This window comes from Streptacidiphilus cavernicola (assembly GCF_042510955.1).
Taxonomy (GTDB): domain Bacteria; phylum Actinomycetota; class Actinomycetes; order Streptomycetales; family Streptomycetaceae; genus Streptacidiphilus; species Streptacidiphilus cavernicola.
This window is the reverse complement of the sequence record NZ_JBHFAB010000002.1, coordinates 231424-247272: the sequence shown is the minus strand read 5'-3', so window position 1 is coordinate 247272 and position 15849 is coordinate 231424. Positions and strand designations below refer to the sequence as shown.

General features: G+C 74.3%; 17 protein-coding genes. All 17 read right to left on the bottom strand.

All coding sequences use genetic code 11. The features are described from left to right. Positions 1–7 precede the first annotated feature (7 nt). On the bottom strand, positions 8–442 hold the full coding sequence (locus tag ACEZDE_RS03290; protein ID WP_380531780.1) for a hypothetical protein: 435 nt from the start codon (positions 440–442) through the stop codon (positions 8–10). Between the two features lie 113 nt (positions 443–555). Beyond that, positions 556–1287 carry a 4'-phosphopantetheinyl transferase family protein gene (locus tag ACEZDE_RS03285; protein ID WP_380531777.1) on the bottom strand — a complete coding sequence of 244 codons (732 nt, stop codon included), beginning with the start codon at positions 1285–1287 and terminating at the stop codon, positions 556–558. Further along, positions 1284–2255, bottom strand: a complete 972-nt coding sequence (locus ACEZDE_RS03280) for a hypothetical protein (RefSeq protein ID WP_380531775.1) — start codon at positions 2253–2255, stop codon at positions 1284–1286. The genes ACEZDE_RS03285 and ACEZDE_RS03280 overlap by 4 nt, the downstream gene beginning before the upstream one ends. A 6-nt stretch (positions 2256–2261) precedes the next feature. Then, positions 2262–2564: a phosphopantetheine-binding protein gene (locus ACEZDE_RS03275; protein WP_380531773.1), complete on the bottom strand. Its 303-nt coding sequence runs from the start codon at positions 2562–2564 to the stop codon at positions 2262–2264. Between the two features lie 39 nt (positions 2565–2603). Continuing rightward, complete coding sequence (locus ACEZDE_RS03270) at positions 2604–3533, bottom strand: 3-oxoacyl-[acyl-carrier-protein] synthase III C-terminal domain-containing protein (RefSeq protein WP_380531771.1); 930 nt, start codon at positions 3531–3533, stop codon at positions 2604–2606. Further along, on the bottom strand, positions 3530–4924 hold the full coding sequence (locus tag ACEZDE_RS03265) for a condensation domain-containing protein (protein WP_380531768.1): 1395 nt from the start codon (positions 4922–4924) through the stop codon (positions 3530–3532). The genes ACEZDE_RS03270 and ACEZDE_RS03265 overlap by 4 nt, the downstream gene beginning before the upstream one ends. A 1-nt stretch (position 4925) precedes the next feature. Beyond that, complete coding sequence (locus ACEZDE_RS03260; protein ID WP_380531766.1) at positions 4926–6593, bottom strand: class I adenylate-forming enzyme family protein; 1668 nt, start codon at positions 6591–6593, stop codon at positions 4926–4928. Between the two features lie 26 nt (positions 6594–6619). Then, complete coding sequence (locus tag ACEZDE_RS03255; protein WP_380531763.1) at positions 6620–7591, bottom strand: alpha-ketoacid dehydrogenase subunit beta; 972 nt, start codon at positions 7589–7591, stop codon at positions 6620–6622. Further along, the gene (locus tag ACEZDE_RS03250) at positions 7591–8568 is read right to left on the bottom strand and encodes a thiamine pyrophosphate-dependent dehydrogenase E1 component subunit alpha (RefSeq protein WP_380531760.1); all 978 of its coding nucleotides are present in this window, start codon (positions 8566–8568) and stop codon (positions 7591–7593) included. The genes ACEZDE_RS03255 and ACEZDE_RS03250 overlap by 1 nt, the downstream gene beginning before the upstream one ends. Beyond that, a complete protein-coding gene (locus ACEZDE_RS03245; RefSeq protein WP_380531757.1) occupies positions 8561–9478 on the bottom strand; it encodes a phytanoyl-CoA dioxygenase family protein in 918 nt (305 codons plus the stop codon). The genes ACEZDE_RS03250 and ACEZDE_RS03245 overlap by 8 nt, the downstream gene beginning before the upstream one ends. Further along, positions 9475–10566: a 4-hydroxyphenylpyruvate dioxygenase gene (gene hppD, locus ACEZDE_RS03240; protein ID WP_380531754.1), complete on the bottom strand. Its 1092-nt coding sequence runs from the start codon at positions 10564–10566 to the stop codon at positions 9475–9477. The genes ACEZDE_RS03245 and hppD overlap by 4 nt, the downstream gene beginning before the upstream one ends. 30 nt (positions 10567–10596) lie before the next feature. Next, positions 10597–11868: a beta-ketoacyl-[acyl-carrier-protein] synthase family protein gene (locus ACEZDE_RS03235; protein ID WP_380531752.1), complete on the bottom strand. Its 1272-nt coding sequence runs from the start codon at positions 11866–11868 to the stop codon at positions 10597–10599. Continuing rightward, complete coding sequence (locus ACEZDE_RS03230) at positions 11865–12434, bottom strand: hypothetical protein (protein WP_380531750.1); 570 nt, start codon at positions 12432–12434, stop codon at positions 11865–11867. Before ACEZDE_RS03230 ends, ACEZDE_RS03235 begins: the two co-directional genes overlap by 4 nt. Then, positions 12431–13579, bottom strand: a complete 1149-nt coding sequence (locus ACEZDE_RS03225; protein WP_380531748.1) for a beta-ketoacyl synthase N-terminal-like domain-containing protein — start codon at positions 13577–13579, stop codon at positions 12431–12433. The genes ACEZDE_RS03230 and ACEZDE_RS03225 overlap by 4 nt, the downstream gene beginning before the upstream one ends. Next, positions 13576–13797, bottom strand: coding sequence for an acyl carrier protein (locus ACEZDE_RS03220; RefSeq protein ID WP_380531745.1), 222 nt, complete (start codon positions 13795–13797; stop codon positions 13576–13578). Before ACEZDE_RS03220 ends, ACEZDE_RS03225 begins: the two co-directional genes overlap by 4 nt. A 2-nt stretch (positions 13798–13799) precedes the next feature. After that, the gene (locus ACEZDE_RS03215; protein ID WP_380531742.1) at positions 13800–14081 is read right to left on the bottom strand and encodes an acyl carrier protein; all 282 of its coding nucleotides are present in this window, start codon (positions 14079–14081) and stop codon (positions 13800–13802) included. Beyond that, positions 14071–15543, bottom strand: coding sequence for a class I adenylate-forming enzyme family protein (locus tag ACEZDE_RS03210; RefSeq protein ID WP_380531739.1), 1473 nt, complete (start codon positions 15541–15543; stop codon positions 14071–14073). Before ACEZDE_RS03210 ends, ACEZDE_RS03215 begins: the two co-directional genes overlap by 11 nt. Between the last annotated feature and the right edge of the window lie 306 nt (positions 15544–15849).

Here is a 15849-nt window from a genome sequence, read left to right as displayed (position 1 = left end):
GTGTTGCTCAGAGGACGGCGATCTGGAAGTCGGCGTCCACGACCTGGCCCGGGTCGGCCCTGACCCTGACGGTGAGGGTCTGCCCGGCGTTGCCGCAGGAGGGGTCGGGGGCGGCGTTGGTGCGGATCAGCAGGGCGTGCCCGTCCCCCTGGTCGGAGGTGGCCAGGACGACGCTGCGCGGCAGGTCGACGTAGGGGTTCTGGATGTGCAGGCAGTAGACGCCGGTCCCGGCGCGGTGGACCTGGTCCACCTCGGCGCCGGAGACCAGCCGCCCGGCCGCGCTGACCCGGGCCGCTGCCCAGACCCGGGAGGGCGGCCCGGTCTGGGTGGACCGGGAGTCCGACCAGATCGCCATCGGCACCAGCGCGGCCACCGCCGCGCCGCACACGGCCAGCCGGAAGGCCAACTGACCCCGGGTCCGCCGCTGCTCACTCTGCGTCATCTGTGCACCGACTCCCGCCGCGCTCGGGCCGACCACCGCCACGAGCATGCGCGGCGGCCGGCCCGAGCCGCGGGCACGGTCGGCCCGCCGCGCCGAAGATTCCCCCGGCTGGTTCAGTCCCCGCGGTCGGTGCTCCAGCGGCGCCAGGCCAGCCTGTAGCCGGCCCGGCCGGACAGTGCGACGGCGGCTCGGTAGCCGGGCGGGGCCGGGACGTCGGCGATGCGGTAGTCGTGGGACCAGGCGTCGTCGGGGTGGTCCGAGCCGTGGGCGGGCGTGCGGACCGGGCTGTTCTCCGGGCCGTGGACCGGGATGCGCAGGCCCTGGGTCAGCCGTCCGCCGTGTGCCTTGACCAGGGCTTCCTTGCGGGCCCAGAGCCGGGCGAAGCGCTCGGCCCGGCGCTCCGGGTCCGCCGCCGCGCGGACGAAGCGGGCCTCGTCCGGGGGGAAGTAGCGGTGCGCCATCGCGGCGGCGTCCAGCCGTGGCACGATCCGCTGGACGTCCACGCCGATCCGTCGCGACGCGGTGAGCGCGACCATGCTGACCTCGTCCGAGTGCGAGAGGTTGACCTGCGCGCCGGTCCAACGGCCGGTCAGTTCGGGCTTGCCGTGCGGCCCGTGGTCCCAGCGCAGGGCGGCGGCCGGGGCGCCGAGGTAGCGGGCGACGATGAGCCGGGTCGCGCCGTGGGCGAGGACGAAGCGGCGGCGGTCGTCCGCCGAGCGGTAGCCGTCGGCGCGGAGCCGCTCCTCGGCGTCCAGGACGCCGAGGAGGGCGGGCGAGGCGGGGGCGCCGGGTTGACGGTCCGTCACCAGCCAGAGCTGGACCGGGTCCGCGGGGCGGCCGGTCACCGGGGGGCGGTGACGGCCGCGCGGACGTCGATCGCGGCGGTGGAGAGGTGGCGCGGCACCGGGTCGTAGTCGGCCAGCAGGAGGCTCCGCGCAGCGGGGGTGGGTTCCTGGTCCTGGCCCTGGCCTTGGTCCGTGAGGAGGTCGGCCAGCTCCCACCAGACGCCGGTGCCGGGCTGTCCGGCGTCGGCGGTGCGGACCAGGTCCGCGCGGACAGGCACCGTGAGGCGGGCGGCCAGCGCCCCGCCGAGCAGCGCGGTCACCGGGGCGCGAGCGGTGTCGAAAGCACCGAGCGGCTCGGTCGCCGGGACGGGGCCGCCGTCGAGCGCGCCGAGCAGGTCGGGGGCGTCCCGCGGGTCCTCGGGTAGGACGTGGGTGGTTACCCGGCCCAGGCGGGCCACCCGTTCGCCCGGTTCCGGTTCGCCGAACAGCAGGGCGACGCCCCGGCTCGCGGACGGCACGGTGACCGGCAGCCCCGGGTCGTACGGCAGTGTGTCCTGCTCGACCACCAGCAGCAGGGCCCGCCGCAGGCCGCCGGTCTCGGCATAGCCGTGGATCAGCCGGCAGGCGGTGAACGCCGCGGCGCTGCCCTGGTCGCTGACTGCGAACGCCATCGGCGCACCGGGGCAGACATGGCTCAGGTAGGTGGTCGTGGCCCGGCCCGGGGTGATGTCCGGCACCGCGTAGGCCAGCACCAGCAGGTCCACCGACTCGCCCGCGGGGACGGCGAGCCGGATCAGCGCCTCGGCCATCTCCCCGTAGGACTGCCCGCCGCCGCGTTCCAGCGCGCCCGGCTCCAGGCCGAGCCGGTACGGGCGCAGCAGGTCGGTCAGGTAGGTCCGCAGCCGTTCGGTGTGGACCGGGTCGGCGGCCAGTGCCGCCGGGCCGGGGAACGCCAGCCGGACCGCGCGGCGGATGCCCCAGTCGGCTGAGGGCCCGTCACCGGCGGCGCGGGGCACGAAGGTACGCATCGGCGGTCAGGCCTCCGGGAGCAGGTTCCCGGCGACGTAGTCGGCCAGGGTGCCGACCGTGCCGAAGTCGTCGCGGCCGAGGTCCTCGACGCTGATCTCCAGTTCCAGCCGCTCCTCCAGCTCCAGGACGAGTTCCAGACCGGTGGTCGAGCTCATCCCGAGCGCCTCCATCAGCGTGGTGTCGGCGGTGGCGCCGGTCACCTCGCGCTTGAGGACGTGCGGGAGCAGGCCGCAGATGCTGTCGACCAGCCGGTCCCGCAGCGCCGGGTCGATCGCGGTCGGGGCGGTGGTGGTGTCCAGCTCCGTCATCGTGGGTCCTTAGATGGGTGTGGTGGGGTGAGGAGGGGGTCAGTGCCGGAAGACCATGGCCGAGAAGGTGGCGCCGCGCCCGGCGCCGGCCGCGGCCATCAGATAGGGCTCGCCCGGCCGCAGCAGCCCCCGTTCCAGCGCGGTGCGGTAGTTGACGAAGCTGTCGGCGCAGAAGACGTGCCCGAGCGCGGTCACGTTGTCCAGCACCACCCGCTCGCGCGGGTAGTCGAGTTGGCGGCAGACCTGGTGCCAGGCGACGTTGTTGACGTTGTGCGGGATGATCAGGCCGATCTCGCCCACGGTCAGCCCGGCCCGTTCGACCGCGGCGGTGATCGCCCCGGTCAGCGCGTCGGAGTAGATCCGCTGGAACTCCAGCGCGACTTCCTCCTCGTCCGTGTCGAACTCGCCCCGGAGGTCCGTGGCGTAGGAGAGCAGCCGGTCGCGCTCGCCGGTCGGGGCGACCAGGCAGGCCGACGCCCCCTCGCCGAAGAAGGAGGTGTCGGGGACGAGTTGGGCCTCGCCGGTGAACGCCTTCTCCCCGGCCAGGACCAGGGCCAGGGCGTCCGGGTCGGCGTCCGCGTCGAGCAGCCGTCCGGCCGCGTCCACGGCCAGCAGCCCGGAGGCGCAGGCGTGGTGGCCGACGGCGAACACCACCGCCCGGTCCAGGCCCAGCTCCTGGCAGAGCAGGCGCACCGGGTTGTGCGGGTAGGGCACCACGGTCGGGAAGGTCCGTGCGTGCAGCACGTAGCGGACCCGGTGCTCCTGCCCGCGCAGCGCGCCGAGTCCGGCGACCGCGGCGCGGAGCAGGTCGAGCAGGCTGCCGTCCGGGTCGCGGCCGACCTCGCCGAGCTTGTGGTAGCGACGGAAGATCTTGACCTGCATCGGGGTCAGCCCGAACCGGTCGGCCAGCTCCTCGATCGGCACCCGTCCCGGCGGCACGTACCCGGACACCGCCAGCAGCGCGGTCACCCGACCGCCGTCCCGGCCGGGTCGAGGGCCGCCGCGACCGCGACCGCCTCCATTCCCCGGGCCAGCGCCTCGGTGTCGGCCGGGGAGAGGAAGTGGGTGTCGAGGTGGATCTCGATCAGCAGGCTGCCGGGAGAATCGTCGACGCTCACATAGAGCCGCTCGACCGGGTCCTCGTGCCGCGCGGTCCAGCGGAACACGGTGTCGCCGCGCAGCTTCTCCAGCGCCTGTTGCAGCTCGTCCCCGGCCAGGGCCAGGTCGTCCGGCGAACGCCGGTACATGCCGCGGTCGTTGAAGAAGCAGGCGACGTCGACCTCCTCGCCCCGCTCGGCGGAGACCCGGCCGATCAGCTCGCGCAGCTGCTCCGGGTGGAAGTAGGCGTACTTGTAGGCGGACATGGTGCCGCGCCGGGCCCGTTCCACCACCTGGTCGACTCCGGCGTCCGCCACGTCCAGGACGCACACGCCGGCCTGGGCGACCATGCACACCACCTCGGCCAGGCCGGGCCGGAAGCGGTTGTTGACGACGGGTCGGACCACCACCGGGTTGATCCCGGTGATCCGGTTCAGCGCGACCGCGAACACGGACAGCATCACCGTCGCCATGTCGGCGTCGGTGCGGTCGGCGATGACCGGCAGTGCCGCCCGCAGTGCGGGGGAGCTGAACTCCGCGCTCCAGTGCCGGGGTTCGCGCGGGTCGGCGGAGTCGGGCAGCCGGCGGGCCGGGATCGCCCGGAGCACCTGCTCCCAGTGCCGCAGCGCCTTGTCGTTCTGCCGCCGCCCGGCCGGGGAGTGCTGCCAGCGGGCCTGCTCCAGCTGCTGCATCCCGGTCACCGGCGAGGTGTCCCGCTGCTTCACCTGGCGCAGCATCGTCACCGCGCCGATGGCGTCGGTGACCAGGTGGTCCATGATGGTGACCAGATGGGTCGGCAGGCCGCGCTGCCGCACCACGGCCATCCGGACCGGCCAGTCGGCGGTGTAGTCGAAACCGGTGGCCCGGTAGCGCAGTTCGACCGCCAGCGCGACCTGGTCCGGGTCGGCGTCCCCGGTGTCGCCGGAGTCCTCGGCGTCGTAGACCTCCAGGGCGGTGCGGCCCGAGCCGAACAGCTCCTGGGTGGGCCGCCCGGCGGCGTCGAACCTGAGCCGGGTGCGCATCGAGGGGAAGCGGGTCATCAGGTAGCGCAGTTCCTCCGCCACGTCCGCGACGGTGGTTCCGGCGGCCAGCGGGATCCGGCCGCCGATCGGCAGCGCGCTGTTCTGGCCCGACATCGCGTGCCAGATCTCCCACATCCCCCAGGACATCTCGTCGACGCCCGCGCCGTCCCCGGCGAAGTCGACCGGCACCCGCTCCGCGACCGGGGGGACCGGGACCGGCCCGGTGTCCTGGCCCGCCATGTCAGACCGCCGCCGTCTGGGGTGTTGTCTGGGGTGTCGTCTGGTCCGTCGTCATCCGGGCCCGGTGCCGTTGCCGCATCAGGAACTTGCGGACCTTGCCGGTCGGGCCGGTGATCAGCTCCTCCTCGGAGATGACCACCACCCGGCGCAGCGTCGCCGCGGCGGCCTCGGTCAGCGCGGCGCGGACCGGGGCGGTCCGGTCGGCGTCCGGGTCGGCGTCGGCGTGCAGGGCCAGCAGGACGTCGGTGACCACCCGTCCGTCGACCTCCAGCGACACCACCGTGCAGTCGTGCACGTCCGGGCAGCCCGCCAGGATGCGTTCCTCGGACATGGCGGTGTAGAGCCACTCGCCGCCGCCGAGGTCGACCGCGTCGACCGCCCGGTCCACGTGGAAGTAGTAGCCCTCCTCGTCCCGGTACATCAGGTCGCCGGTCAGGTAGTAGCCGTTCAGCCGGTTGCGGTAGGTGGCGACCGAGTCGTTCCAGTAGCCGGGGGCCAGCGTCGGGGCCTTCAGGCCGAAGTGGCCGACCTGGCCGACCGGGACCTCCCGGCCGGTGCCGACGTCCAGCAGCGCGACCTCGGCGAAGCCGTGCGGGACGCCGACGCAGCGGCCGTAGCGCTCGGTGTGGCCGCTGTGGGTGATGTGGAACGCGGAGTGGCCCATCTCGGTGGAGCCGAGGCCGTCCACGAAGCTGGACCCGGGGATCCGCCGGACCCCCTCGCGGGTGACCGTCTCCTGGGAGCCGGCCGCGACCAGGTGCCGGATGTGCGGCTCGTGGGCGCAGTCGCCGGTGTTGAACCACAGCGCCACCGAGCCCAGGTCACGGCTGCTCAGATCGTGCCGGGCCAGCTGGGTCCAGGTGGCGGCGAAGCCGAACACCCCGGTCGGCCGCCAGCGCTCGATCGCGTCCACCACCGCCGTGCCGTCGTTCTGGGTGGACAGGAACAGCAGCTCGCTGCGGTTGCACAGGGACATGTTGAGCGCCGAGATGCCGGCCGCGTGCGCGGCGGGCAGCGCGCTGAGGATCCGGGCCGCGCCCCGGGCCCGCGGCGCGGCCAGCCGGAACAGCCGCATGGCGGCGAACAGGCTGCTGTGCGAGTGCACCACCGCGGTCGGCATCCGGGTGGTGCCGGAGGAGTGGGTGATCGCGATCGGATCGTCGGCGTGGTGCCGGTACGGCTCCGGGGCCTGGGCCGGGTCGCCGGTGCCGGGCGCGGCGGCGTCGGCGTGCAGGGCCAGGCCGAGGTCCTGCCCGGCCAGCAGCTCCCGGTGCGCCGGGTCGGTGAGCACGGCGGTGCCGCGCAACCGCCGGAGGTACTCGGCCGCGATGTCGCCGGGGATGTACTGGTTCATCAGCGCCGGGATCGCGCCCAGCCAGGCCAGCGCCAGGAAGTTCAGCAGGCAGTCGGCCGAGCTGGAGACGTAGAGGGCGACCGGGTCGCGCGGGCCGACGCCCTGCTGGTGCCACCAGGCAGCCCGAGCCGCCACCCGCTCCCGGAGCTGACCCAGGGTCAGCCCCTGCCAGGCCGGGTGGCCGTCCACCGGGACGTCGAAACAGACCCCGGGGCCGTCAGGGTCGGCCTCGTGCGCGAACAGCCTGGGCAGCACGTTGCCCGCGCCGAGATCCGGGTCGGCGGCCAGTCTCGCTCTGATGTTGGTGCTGGTCACAGCGCTCTCCTTAGTCTCCCCAGGCCTCATCCGGCCCTGACCGTCTTCTCCACCGCGGCCCGCAACTGGGCCCGGGTGGGCTGGCAGGCGAGGTCCAGCTCCCGGGCGAACGGCAGCACCGCGCCGTCCGGCCGGGTGACCCGTCGCGGCGGCGCGGTCAGCCGCATCTCCTCGGCCGCGGTGGCGAGGATCTCCGCGCCGATGCCGCAGGACCGGTTGGAGTCGTCCACCACCACCAGCCGCCCGGTCCGCTCCAGCGACGCGGCCAGGCCGGACCAGTCGAACGGGTACAGCGTGCGCGGGTCGAAGACCTCGACCGAGATCGACCCGGACAGCTCCTCGGCCACCGCCAGCGCGTCCTGGACCAGGTGCCCGACCGCGACCACGGTGACGTCGGCGCCGGTGCGATGCACCCGGCCGACCCCGAGCGGCACCGGCGCCAGCTCGGCGAAGTCGAGGTCCTCGCGCAGGCCGAGCGCGGCGTTGGGGGCGAAGACCACCACCGGGTCGTCGTCCCGGATCGCCGTCGCCAGCAGCCCGTACGCGTCCGCCGCGGTGGCCGGGACCGCGGTCTTCACGCCGACGTGCGCGAACAGGCTGTACGGGTGGTCCGAGTGCTGTCCGGCCCAGCTGTCCCGGGAGCCGGAGCCGGGCAGCAGATAGGTCACCGGTACCCGGGTCTGACCCCCCGTCATCAGCGAGAACTTGTGCGCCTGGTTGGCGATCTGCTCGAACACCAGGAACAGCAGTGCCGGGATCTGGAACTCGATCAGCGGGCGCAGCCCGGCCATCGCCGCCCCGGTGGCGAAGCTGGTGAAGGCCTGCTCGGAGATCGGGGTGTCGACGATCCGCTCCGGGCCGAACCGGCGCAGCAGCCCGGCGGTGGCGTGGGTGACGGCCACGCCGACGTCCTCGCCGAACACGCAGACGGCGGGGTCGCGTTCCATCTCGTCGCCGATGGCCCGGTTCAGCGCCTTGAGGTAGGAGAGGTTCGGCATCAGAGCGCCCCCGCCCTGGCCCGCATCCCGGTGGCGTAGAGGTGGTCCAGCGCGGTGGCCGGGTCGGGGTGCGGGCCCGCCTCGGCGAACCGCACCGCGTCGTCCAGCAGCGCCGCGGTCTCCGCGTCGATCCGGGCCCGCCGCTCGACCGGGATCCGGGCGCCCTGGATCTCCAGCGGGTCGCGGGCGCGTCCCGCGGCGACCTCCTGCTCGGTGCGGTAGCGCGGGCGGGCGGTGTGCTCCCAGGTGTGGTGCGCGTCGAAGCGGTAGGTGGCGCACTCCAGCAGTGTCGGGCCCGCGCCGGACCTGGCCCGGAGCACCGCCTCGGCGGTCGCGGCGTACACCGCCTCCGGGTCGGCCCCGTCCACCGCGGCGGCCGGGATGCCGAAGGCCTCGGCCCGGCCCAGGATGCTGCCGGCCACCGTGTCGGCGGTCCGCATCGAGGTGGCGAAGCCGTTGTTCTCGCAGACCAGGACGACCGGGACGCGCCACAGCGCGGCCAGGTTGAAGGTCTCCAGCACCACGCCCTGGCTGACCGCGCCGTCGCCGAAGTAGGCCAGCGCGACCCGGTCCGAGCCGCCGCGGCGGAACGCCCAGGCCGCGCCCGCCGCGATCGGCACCGCGGCGCCGACGATCGCGTCCGCGCCGAGTACCCCCACGCCGAAGTCGGCGGCGTGCATCGAGCCGCCCCGGCCCTGGTTCAACCCGGTGCTGCGGCCCGCCAGTTCGGCCATCATCCGGGCCGGGTCGGCGCCCTTGGCAAGGACGTGGCCGTGGCCGCGGTGGGTGCTGGTGACCACGTCGTCGCGGCGCAGCGCGGCGCAGCTGCCCGCGGCGACGGCCTCCTGCCCGGTGTACGGGTGGATGCCGCCACGGATCACCCCGGAGCGGACCAGCTCGACCGCCCGCTGCTCGAAGCCGCGGATCAGCGCCACCGTCCGGTACAGCTCCGCCGGGTCGGGTGTCGGCTCAGCCATGGTCGGCCGACCGCTCGGACCGCCAGAGCACCGGGCAGAACTCCGGGTCCGCGTAGTCGGGTCGGCCGTCCGGCAGCCGCCGGACCAGCACGTCGTGGTTGTAGGCGGCGGCGGTGCCGTCGCTCAGCTCGAAGCCGCGGTACGCGTTGCCGCCGTCCTGCAGGTGCAGCGACACCGCCCGGCGCGGCCGGTCACTGCGGTTGGGGCCGCTGCCGTGGTAGGTCAGGCAGTGGTGGAAGCTCATGCAGCCCTTGGGGATGACCAGCGGCAGCTTGCGGATCTCGGCCCCGTTGAAGGCGGCGTTCTCGGCCAGCACCCGTTCCAGGTCGGCGCGGTCGCGCTGGGCGAAGTGCCGGGTGACCGAGTCGTCCCGGCCGGTCTCCTTCCAGCGGTGGCTGCCGTCCACGACGGTGAGGGTGCCCATCTCCTGGTCGCAGTCGTGGAACGGGATGAACGCGGTCAGCATCCGCTCCGAGGTCGAGGTGGACCAGTAGTGCTTGTCGAAGTGCCAGGGCACGATGTTGCTCGGCTCGCCGGCCACGGCCGGTTTGAGGATCAGCGTCGACTGGAACACCCGGATCTCCTCGGCCTCGGCCAGCCGCGCCGCCACCGCGCCGATCAGCGGCTTGCACAGGATCCGGGCGATCGGGTCGCTCTCGTAGTGGACGTAGTCGTTGTGCCGCTGGACCGGCCCGTCCGACGGCTGCCAGGCGGCCAGCCGGGGTGGGCGCACCGGCAGGGTCCGGCTGCGCTCCCCGGCGTAGTAGCGCTCGCTCGCGGCGGCCAGCCGGTCCACCTCGTCGTCGGTGAGCAGCGGGCCGGACAGGTACCAGCCGTGTTCGGCGTAGAAGGCGACGTCGTCGTCGCTCGGCAGCAGCGCCCGCTCCTGCTCGGTCAGCTCCGTGGTCACAGCGCCCCCTCGGCGGTGGTCTGCCGCACGGTGGCGAGCTCGCGCTCCTTGGCCTCGTACAGGGCGGGGATGTTGCTGGTGCCGAAGGTACGGGCGCCGTGACGCTCGATCAGCTCCCAGAAGAAGGTCCGCCGGACGTGCAGCGACTTGGCGAAGATCTGGTACATCTGGCCCCAGTGGTCCCGGTCGACCAGGATGCCGCGCGGCCGGAGCCGGTCCACCGGGAGGTCGACCGCGCCGAGCCGCCCGTCCAGCGAGCTGTAGTAGGTGTCCGGGGTGAACGCGAAGCCGATGCCCCGCTCCGCCATGCTGTCCACCGCGGCCACGATGTCGCCGCTGCTCAGCGCCAGGTGCTGGACGCCGGGGCCGTCGTGCCAGGCCAGGAAGTCGTCGATCTGGCCGGGGGAGCGGCTCAGGTCCGGCTGGATCAGGGTCAGCGTGACCCCGCCGCCGGGGCTCTGCACCACCTGCGAGAACATCCCCTGCTCGCCGACCTCGATGTACTCCTCGAAGATCAGGTCGAAGCCGAAGGCCTTGCGGTAGTAGTGCGTGACGGTCTCCAACTGCCCGTCGGGGACGCAGACCGCGGCGTGGTCGATGGTCCGCAGCAGGTCCGGGGTGGTCGGCGGCGGGACGTCCAGCATCTCGATCGCGCCGGGCAGGAACTCCGCGTCCGAGCCGTGCCGTTCGACCAGCCGGTGCACCACGTCGCCGAAGCCGGAGACGGTGGCGGTGACCACGGTGGCGTCGCCGCCCCGGTGCACCCGGGGCTCCTCGACCGGGGTCGCGCCGCCGCTCACCGACCGGGCGTAGCCGGCCGCGGCGTCCGAGGTGCCGAAGGCGATCACGGCCACGCCGTCGCCGTGCCGGGCCACGTACTCCACGGCCGGGTGGTCCGGCAGAAGTCCGGAGGTCAGCAGCACCCGGCAGTCGCCCTGGCCCAGCAGCAGGCTGCGCTGCCCGGCCAGCCCGGTCTCCGGGCCGCCCTGCCCGTAGAGGCGGAAGCCGAACGCCGAGCACAGCAGGTACGCCGCCTGGCGGGCGTCACCCACGTAGAACTCGACATGATCGACGCCGAGGTAGTCCATGGCCGTTCCCTTCTCTCTCACTCGGTGCCGTCAGACCGTCCGGGACAGCCGGGTACTCGGCTGGCCGTAGACGAGGCTGATGTTGTGGCCGCCGAACCCGAACGAGTTCGACATGACGTGGCTGATGCCGGGGGCGGGCCGCGGCTCCTTGCTGATGTGGTCCAACGCGCAGGCCGGGTCCGGGTCGTCCAGGTTGTGGGTCGGCGGCAGCAGCCCGCGCCGCAGCGCCAGCACCGAGACCGCCGACTCGACCACCCCGGACGCGCCGAGCATGTGGCCGGTGACCGCCTTGGTGGCGCTGACCGGGGGCGGCCGGTCGCCGAAGGCGGCGCGGATCGCCACCGACTCGGCCAGGTCGCCGAGCTTGGTGCTGGTCCCGTGTGCGTTGACGTAGCCGACGTCGTCCGGGCCGATCCCGGCGTCGGCCAGGGCCCGGCGCATGCAGGCGGCGGCGCCCGCGCCGTCCGGGTGCGGGGTGGTCGGGTGGTGCGCGTCGTTGGTGGCGCCCCAGCCGCGCACGTCGGCGTACCCGGCCGCGCCGCGCGCGTCCGCGTGCTCGGCGCGCTCCAGCACCAGCACCCCGGCGCCCTCGCCCAGCACCAGGCCGTTCCTGCGGCGGTCGAACGGACGGCTGGCCGCGGTCGGGTCGTCGGCCCAACCCCGGGCCAGCGCACGGGCGTTGCCGAAGGTGTCGGCCAGCGTCGGGAACAGCGGGGCCTCGCTGCAGCCGCAGACCACCACATCGGCCTCGTCGGCGCGCAGCAGCCGCAGGCCCTCCCCGACCGACTGGGCCCCGGCCGCGCAGGCGGTGCCGATGGAGGAGCTGTAGCCGCGGATGCCGTACCGGATGGCGACCCGGGCCGCGCCCATGTTGGGCAGCATCCCGGGCAGCAGGTAGGGGCTGACGCCCAGTCGGCCGCGCTGGGTCCTGACCACCACCTGTGCCTCCAGGGTGGCCAGGCCGCCGGTCCCGGACAGGATCACGCCGATCCGGTAGGGGTCGACGTCCCGGCCGACCTCGATCCCGGCGTCGGCCAGCGCGTCGGCCGCGGCCCGCAGCGCCATCACGATGTACCGGTCCACCACCCGGGTCTCCGGGCCGGGCAGCACCGACTCCGGGTCGATCGGCGGCGCGAACCCGGCCACGTCCAGCGATCCGGCCAGCGGCCCGTCGGCGGGCGGCCGGACCAGCCCGGACCTGCCCCCGCACATCGCCGCGGTCACCTCGGCGGCGGTCCAGCCCACCGGGGTCACCAGGCCCATTCCGCTGACCACGACGTCCGCGCGTCGGTTCTGGGTCACCACTGCTCCCCCTCGTTGTCGGCCGCGTCGCCGGAGCGCAGCAGGACGGCGTCGGCGCGGTCGCGCCCGCCGGGGACGGCGGCCTGGTCGACCCGGATCAGCAGCGCCTGGTCGGCGTCGCCGTCCGCGAGCAGCAGTTCCGCCACGGCCAGTCCGCCGTCGGTGTCGCCGACGCTGACCACCGGTCCGGTCAGCCGCCACAGCGCGGCGATGTGGCCGGCCACCGCGTTGGGCACGGCCTGGAAGAACAGCAGCGGGCCGACCCGTCCGCCGCCGTCCACCGCCTCGGCCACGTGCACCGCCCCGGTCAGGTCGCCCAGCGGGCTGACCATGACCACGGCGGTGACCGGGGGTTCCCCGGGGTCCGGCTCCGGGGCCGGCCCCCGGGAGAGGCAGCGGCGGGCCGCCTCGGCGGCGAGCGGGCTGAACGAGGACAGCACGAATCCGGCGATCTGCGGCGGCTGCCGGTCCGCCGCGGACTCCGGCCAGGCCGCCACGGCGAGCACCCGCAGCCCGGCCGCCGCGGCCCGTGCGGCGGTGGCCGGGACGCCGGTGGCCGCGTTCACGGGGCGCCGACCAGGATCGCGGTGTTCGCCCCGCCGAAGGCCGTGGTCAGGCTCAGCCCGTGGTCGGCGCTGCTGCCCGCGGCCTGATCGAGGACCAGATTCAGCGGACAGGTCGGGTCAGGGCCCAGGTAGCCCGCGTTGACCGGGAGCTTCCCGGCCCGCAGCGCGGCCATGGTGACCACCACTTCCAGCAGTGCCCCCGCCTCCAGCGCCTGGCCGTGCACCGACTTGGTCGAGCTGACCGGCACGCCCGCCGCAGCCCCGCCGAGCGCCCGGTGCAGCGCGGCCGACTCGGCGGTGTCGCTGAGCGGTGCGCCGGAGCCGTGCGCGTTGACGTAGCCGACCTGCTCCGGCCGCAGCCCGGCGCGGTGCAGCGCGTCGGTGATCGCGCGGGCGAGCCCGGCGCCGTCCGGCCGGGGCTTGACCACGTGGTAGGCGTCGCCGGCCCGGCCCCAGCCGGACAGCCGGGCCAGCGGCTCGGCCCGGCGCAGCCGGGCCGCCGCGGCGGACTCGACCAGCACCGCCACCACGCCGTCGCCCAGCAGCAGCCCGCCGCGCCCGGTGCTGAACGGGCGCACCCGGCCGTCCTTGGCCAGCGCCCGTCCGGCGTCGAAGACGGCGAACTGGTCGGCCTCGACCAGGTAGCCGGCCGCGACCACGATCCGGTCGGCCTGCCCCCGGGCGACCGTCGCGGCGGCGTCGGCCAGCGCGGTGCTGGACGCCACACAGGCCGAGGTGTAGACCCGGACCGCCGCGGAGAGCCCGCCGCGCCGGGCCACCGCCCGGCCGAAGGCGTCCGCGCCGTGGGCGGCGCGGTCCTCGGCGGCGGCCCTCGGCAGATCCGGGTCGCCGTGCACGGCGAGGTGCAGCGGGCAGTCGCCGCGCCGGGCCGCGGACAGCCCGGCCCGGTCGCAGGCCCGGTCGATCATCCGGACCAGCTCGTCGGCCAGCACCGGCGATCCGGGCAGCGTGGCAGCCTGCCCGACCCGTCGGCCGCTGACGTCGAACCGGGTGACCGGGCCGAACGCCGGGGCCCCGTCCAGCGCCGCGGACAGCAATGGGTCGATACCGGGCCCGAAGGCGCTGAGTACGGCCGCGCCGGTGACCACGACGTCGTCGGGCCCGCGGCGGACGGTCGGCCTCACCTCGGTTCCGGCTGCTCGCCGAGCACCCGCAGCACACCGGACACGGTGGTCATCCTGGCCAGCGTGTCGTCGTCGAAGCCGTTGCCGTAGCGCTGCTCCAACTGGTGTACCAGCCACGCCAGTTCCATGGAGTCGATGCCCTCGGGGACCTGCTCGGGGCTGCGGTCGCCGAAGGCGGCCAGCATCGCGATGACGTCGTCGCGTCGGACGTCCGACACGCTCAGTGGCCCGCGGCGGGCGTGGACAGGATCCGGGCGGCCACCGCCGCACCGAACTCGCCGACGGTCATCGTGCCCAACTGCTCCGCCTCGTCGTCGTCGAATCTGACGCCGAAGCGCTCCTCGACCCTGACCCCCAGTTCGGCCAGCGAGAGCGACTCCAGGTCGGCCCCGGCCGGGCCGAGCGGGGTGTCGTCGTCGACGCCGACGACGCTGTAGTTCATCTCGCTGAGCGACGCGAGCACGAACGCGCGGATTTCCTCGGTGGACATCTCAGTGGACATCGCGGGGGCTCCCTTTCCGATGGGCCGGTTCTTGGACGGACGGGTGGTGCGGCCCCTGGCCCGCGTCCCGGAGCACGGCCCGGTCCCGGACCAGCTTTCCGGTGGCGGTGCGCGGCAGCCGGTCGACCACGTGCAGCAGGCGGGGCCGCTTGTAGGCGGCGAGGCGCTCGGTCAGTCCGGCCTCGACCCGGGCCGCGCCGCCCGGGTCGCGCAGCACCACGTAGGCCTCGATCGAGGTGCCGAAGACCACCACGGCCGCGTCCACCTCGGGCAGCGCGGCCAGGGTGTGCTCGACCTCGGTGAGGTCGACCTTGAGGCCGCCGATCGACACCTGGGAGTCGCGCCGGCCCAGCACCCGGACCAGGCCGGTGTCCGGGTCGACGGTGCCGCCGTCCCTGGTGTGCAGCCAGCCGTCGGACCAGCGGGCCGGGTCGTCGGCGCCGAGGTAGGGCGACTGCTCACGGGCGATCAGCAGTTCGCCGTCGGCCTCGCGCAGGGTCAGGCCGGGGGCCGGGGTCAGCTCGGGGCGGTCCTTGCCGAACAGGTCGGTGGCGATGACGCCGACCTCGGTCATCCCGTACATGCTGCCGAGCCGGATGCCGTAGTGGTCCACGAAGGCGTCGTGCACCTGGGCCCGGACCAGCTCGCCGCCGGTGGTCATGCCGGTGAGCTGGGGCAGCCGCGGCGGTTCGGCGACCCAGGTGAGCAGCTCGATGTGGAACGGCACCCCGAGCAGGGTGGTCGGCTCGGGTCCTGCGGCCACGGTGGCGAGGATGCCCTCGGCGGTGGGCCGCCGCGGCACCGCCAGCAGCACCCCGGCGTGCAGTGCGTGCAGCAGGCCGCCGACCAGGCCGAGCACGTGCACCATCGAGGCCATCGAGACGATCCGCTCGCCGGCCCGGGGCACCCCGTCGATCCGCGCGTAGCGGCCGAGTTCGGCGACCAGGTCGGCCGCGGTGCGTCCGATCACCTTGGACGGGCCGGTCGAGCCCGAGCTGAGCTGGACCACCGCGTGGCTGGTCGCGGCCGGTCGGCCGGGCCGGGCGGTGACGTGTTCCCGCAGCTCGTAGAACCCGCGGGCAGGCCCCTCGGGGAGCGGCCCGGCGGACACCACCACCTGCGGCTCCAGCCGGGCCAGCGCCCGGTCGGTCTCGTACCGGGTGAGCCGGTGGTCCAGCAGCGCGGCCTGGGCGCCGATCCGCCAGGCCGCCAGCAGGTTGGCGACCAGGGCGAGCGAGGGGGCCAGGCACAGCGCGACCGAGCCGCCCCGGCGCAGCCCCGCCGCCGAGAGCTCGGCCTGACGCTCCGTCACCAGGCGGCGTAACGTGTCCCTGCTGACCGGTTCGTCGAAGTACAGGCACGGTTCGGGGCCGATGCCCCGCAACAGGATTTCGTCCACCCAGGAGGGGTCCAGCGGCGGTGGGCCGGTGTCCTCCGGCGGAGTCGTGGCAGCAGCCTCCATGATGAACCAGAACCTCTTCCCGGTGCATGATCAATAGAGCTGACTGAATTCCCACGCCGAACTGTCAACTCTGAATTGTCTGCTGTCAAGCCCCCGCCGCTGCAGCCGCCTTTTCCGGAACCGAGCGGCGATCAATGCGCCGTCGAAGGTCCTTTTTTTCATGCATTGACGTGAGAACGCTCTCCGGCTAGTGTGACGGCCGGTTGGCCAACTGCCGTGATCCGGCTATGAGTTGCCATTCCCGAACTACTTGTCAGTAACCCTCACCGCCGCAGCTTCGGCGGTTCCCTTTCACGGTACGGCTGC

Excerpts from the sequence above, each read along its gene's own strand:
- ACEZDE_RS03290 (WP_380531780.1), bottom strand. The coding sequence starts at position 442 with ATGACGCAGAGTGAGCAGCGGCGGACCCGGGGTCAGTTGGCCTTCCGG.
- ACEZDE_RS03280 (WP_380531775.1), bottom strand. The coding sequence starts at position 2,255 with ATGCGTACCTTCGTGCCCCGCGCCGCCGGTGACGGGCCCTCAGCCGAC.
- ACEZDE_RS03275 (WP_380531773.1), bottom strand. The coding sequence starts at position 2,564 with ATGACGGAGCTGGACACCACCACCGCCCCGACCGCGATCGACCCGGCG.
- ACEZDE_RS03265 (WP_380531768.1), bottom strand. The coding sequence starts at position 4,924 with ATGGCGGGCCAGGACACCGGGCCGGTCCCGGTCCCCCCGGTCGCGGAG.
- ACEZDE_RS03255 (WP_380531763.1), bottom strand. The coding sequence starts at position 7,591 with ATGCCGAACCTCTCCTACCTCAAGGCGCTGAACCGGGCCATCGGCGAC.
- ACEZDE_RS03250 (WP_380531760.1), bottom strand. The coding sequence starts at position 8,568 with ATGGCTGAGCCGACACCCGACCCGGCGGAGCTGTACCGGACGGTGGCG.
- hppD (WP_380531754.1), bottom strand. The coding sequence starts at position 10,566 with ATGGACTACCTCGGCGTCGATCATGTCGAGTTCTACGTGGGTGACGCC.
- ACEZDE_RS03215 (WP_380531742.1), bottom strand. The coding sequence starts at position 14,081 with ATGTCCACTGAGATGTCCACCGAGGAAATCCGCGCGTTCGTGCTCGCG.
- ACEZDE_RS03210 (WP_380531739.1), bottom strand. The coding sequence starts at position 15,543 with ATGGAGGCTGCTGCCACGACTCCGCCGGAGGACACCGGCCCACCGCCG.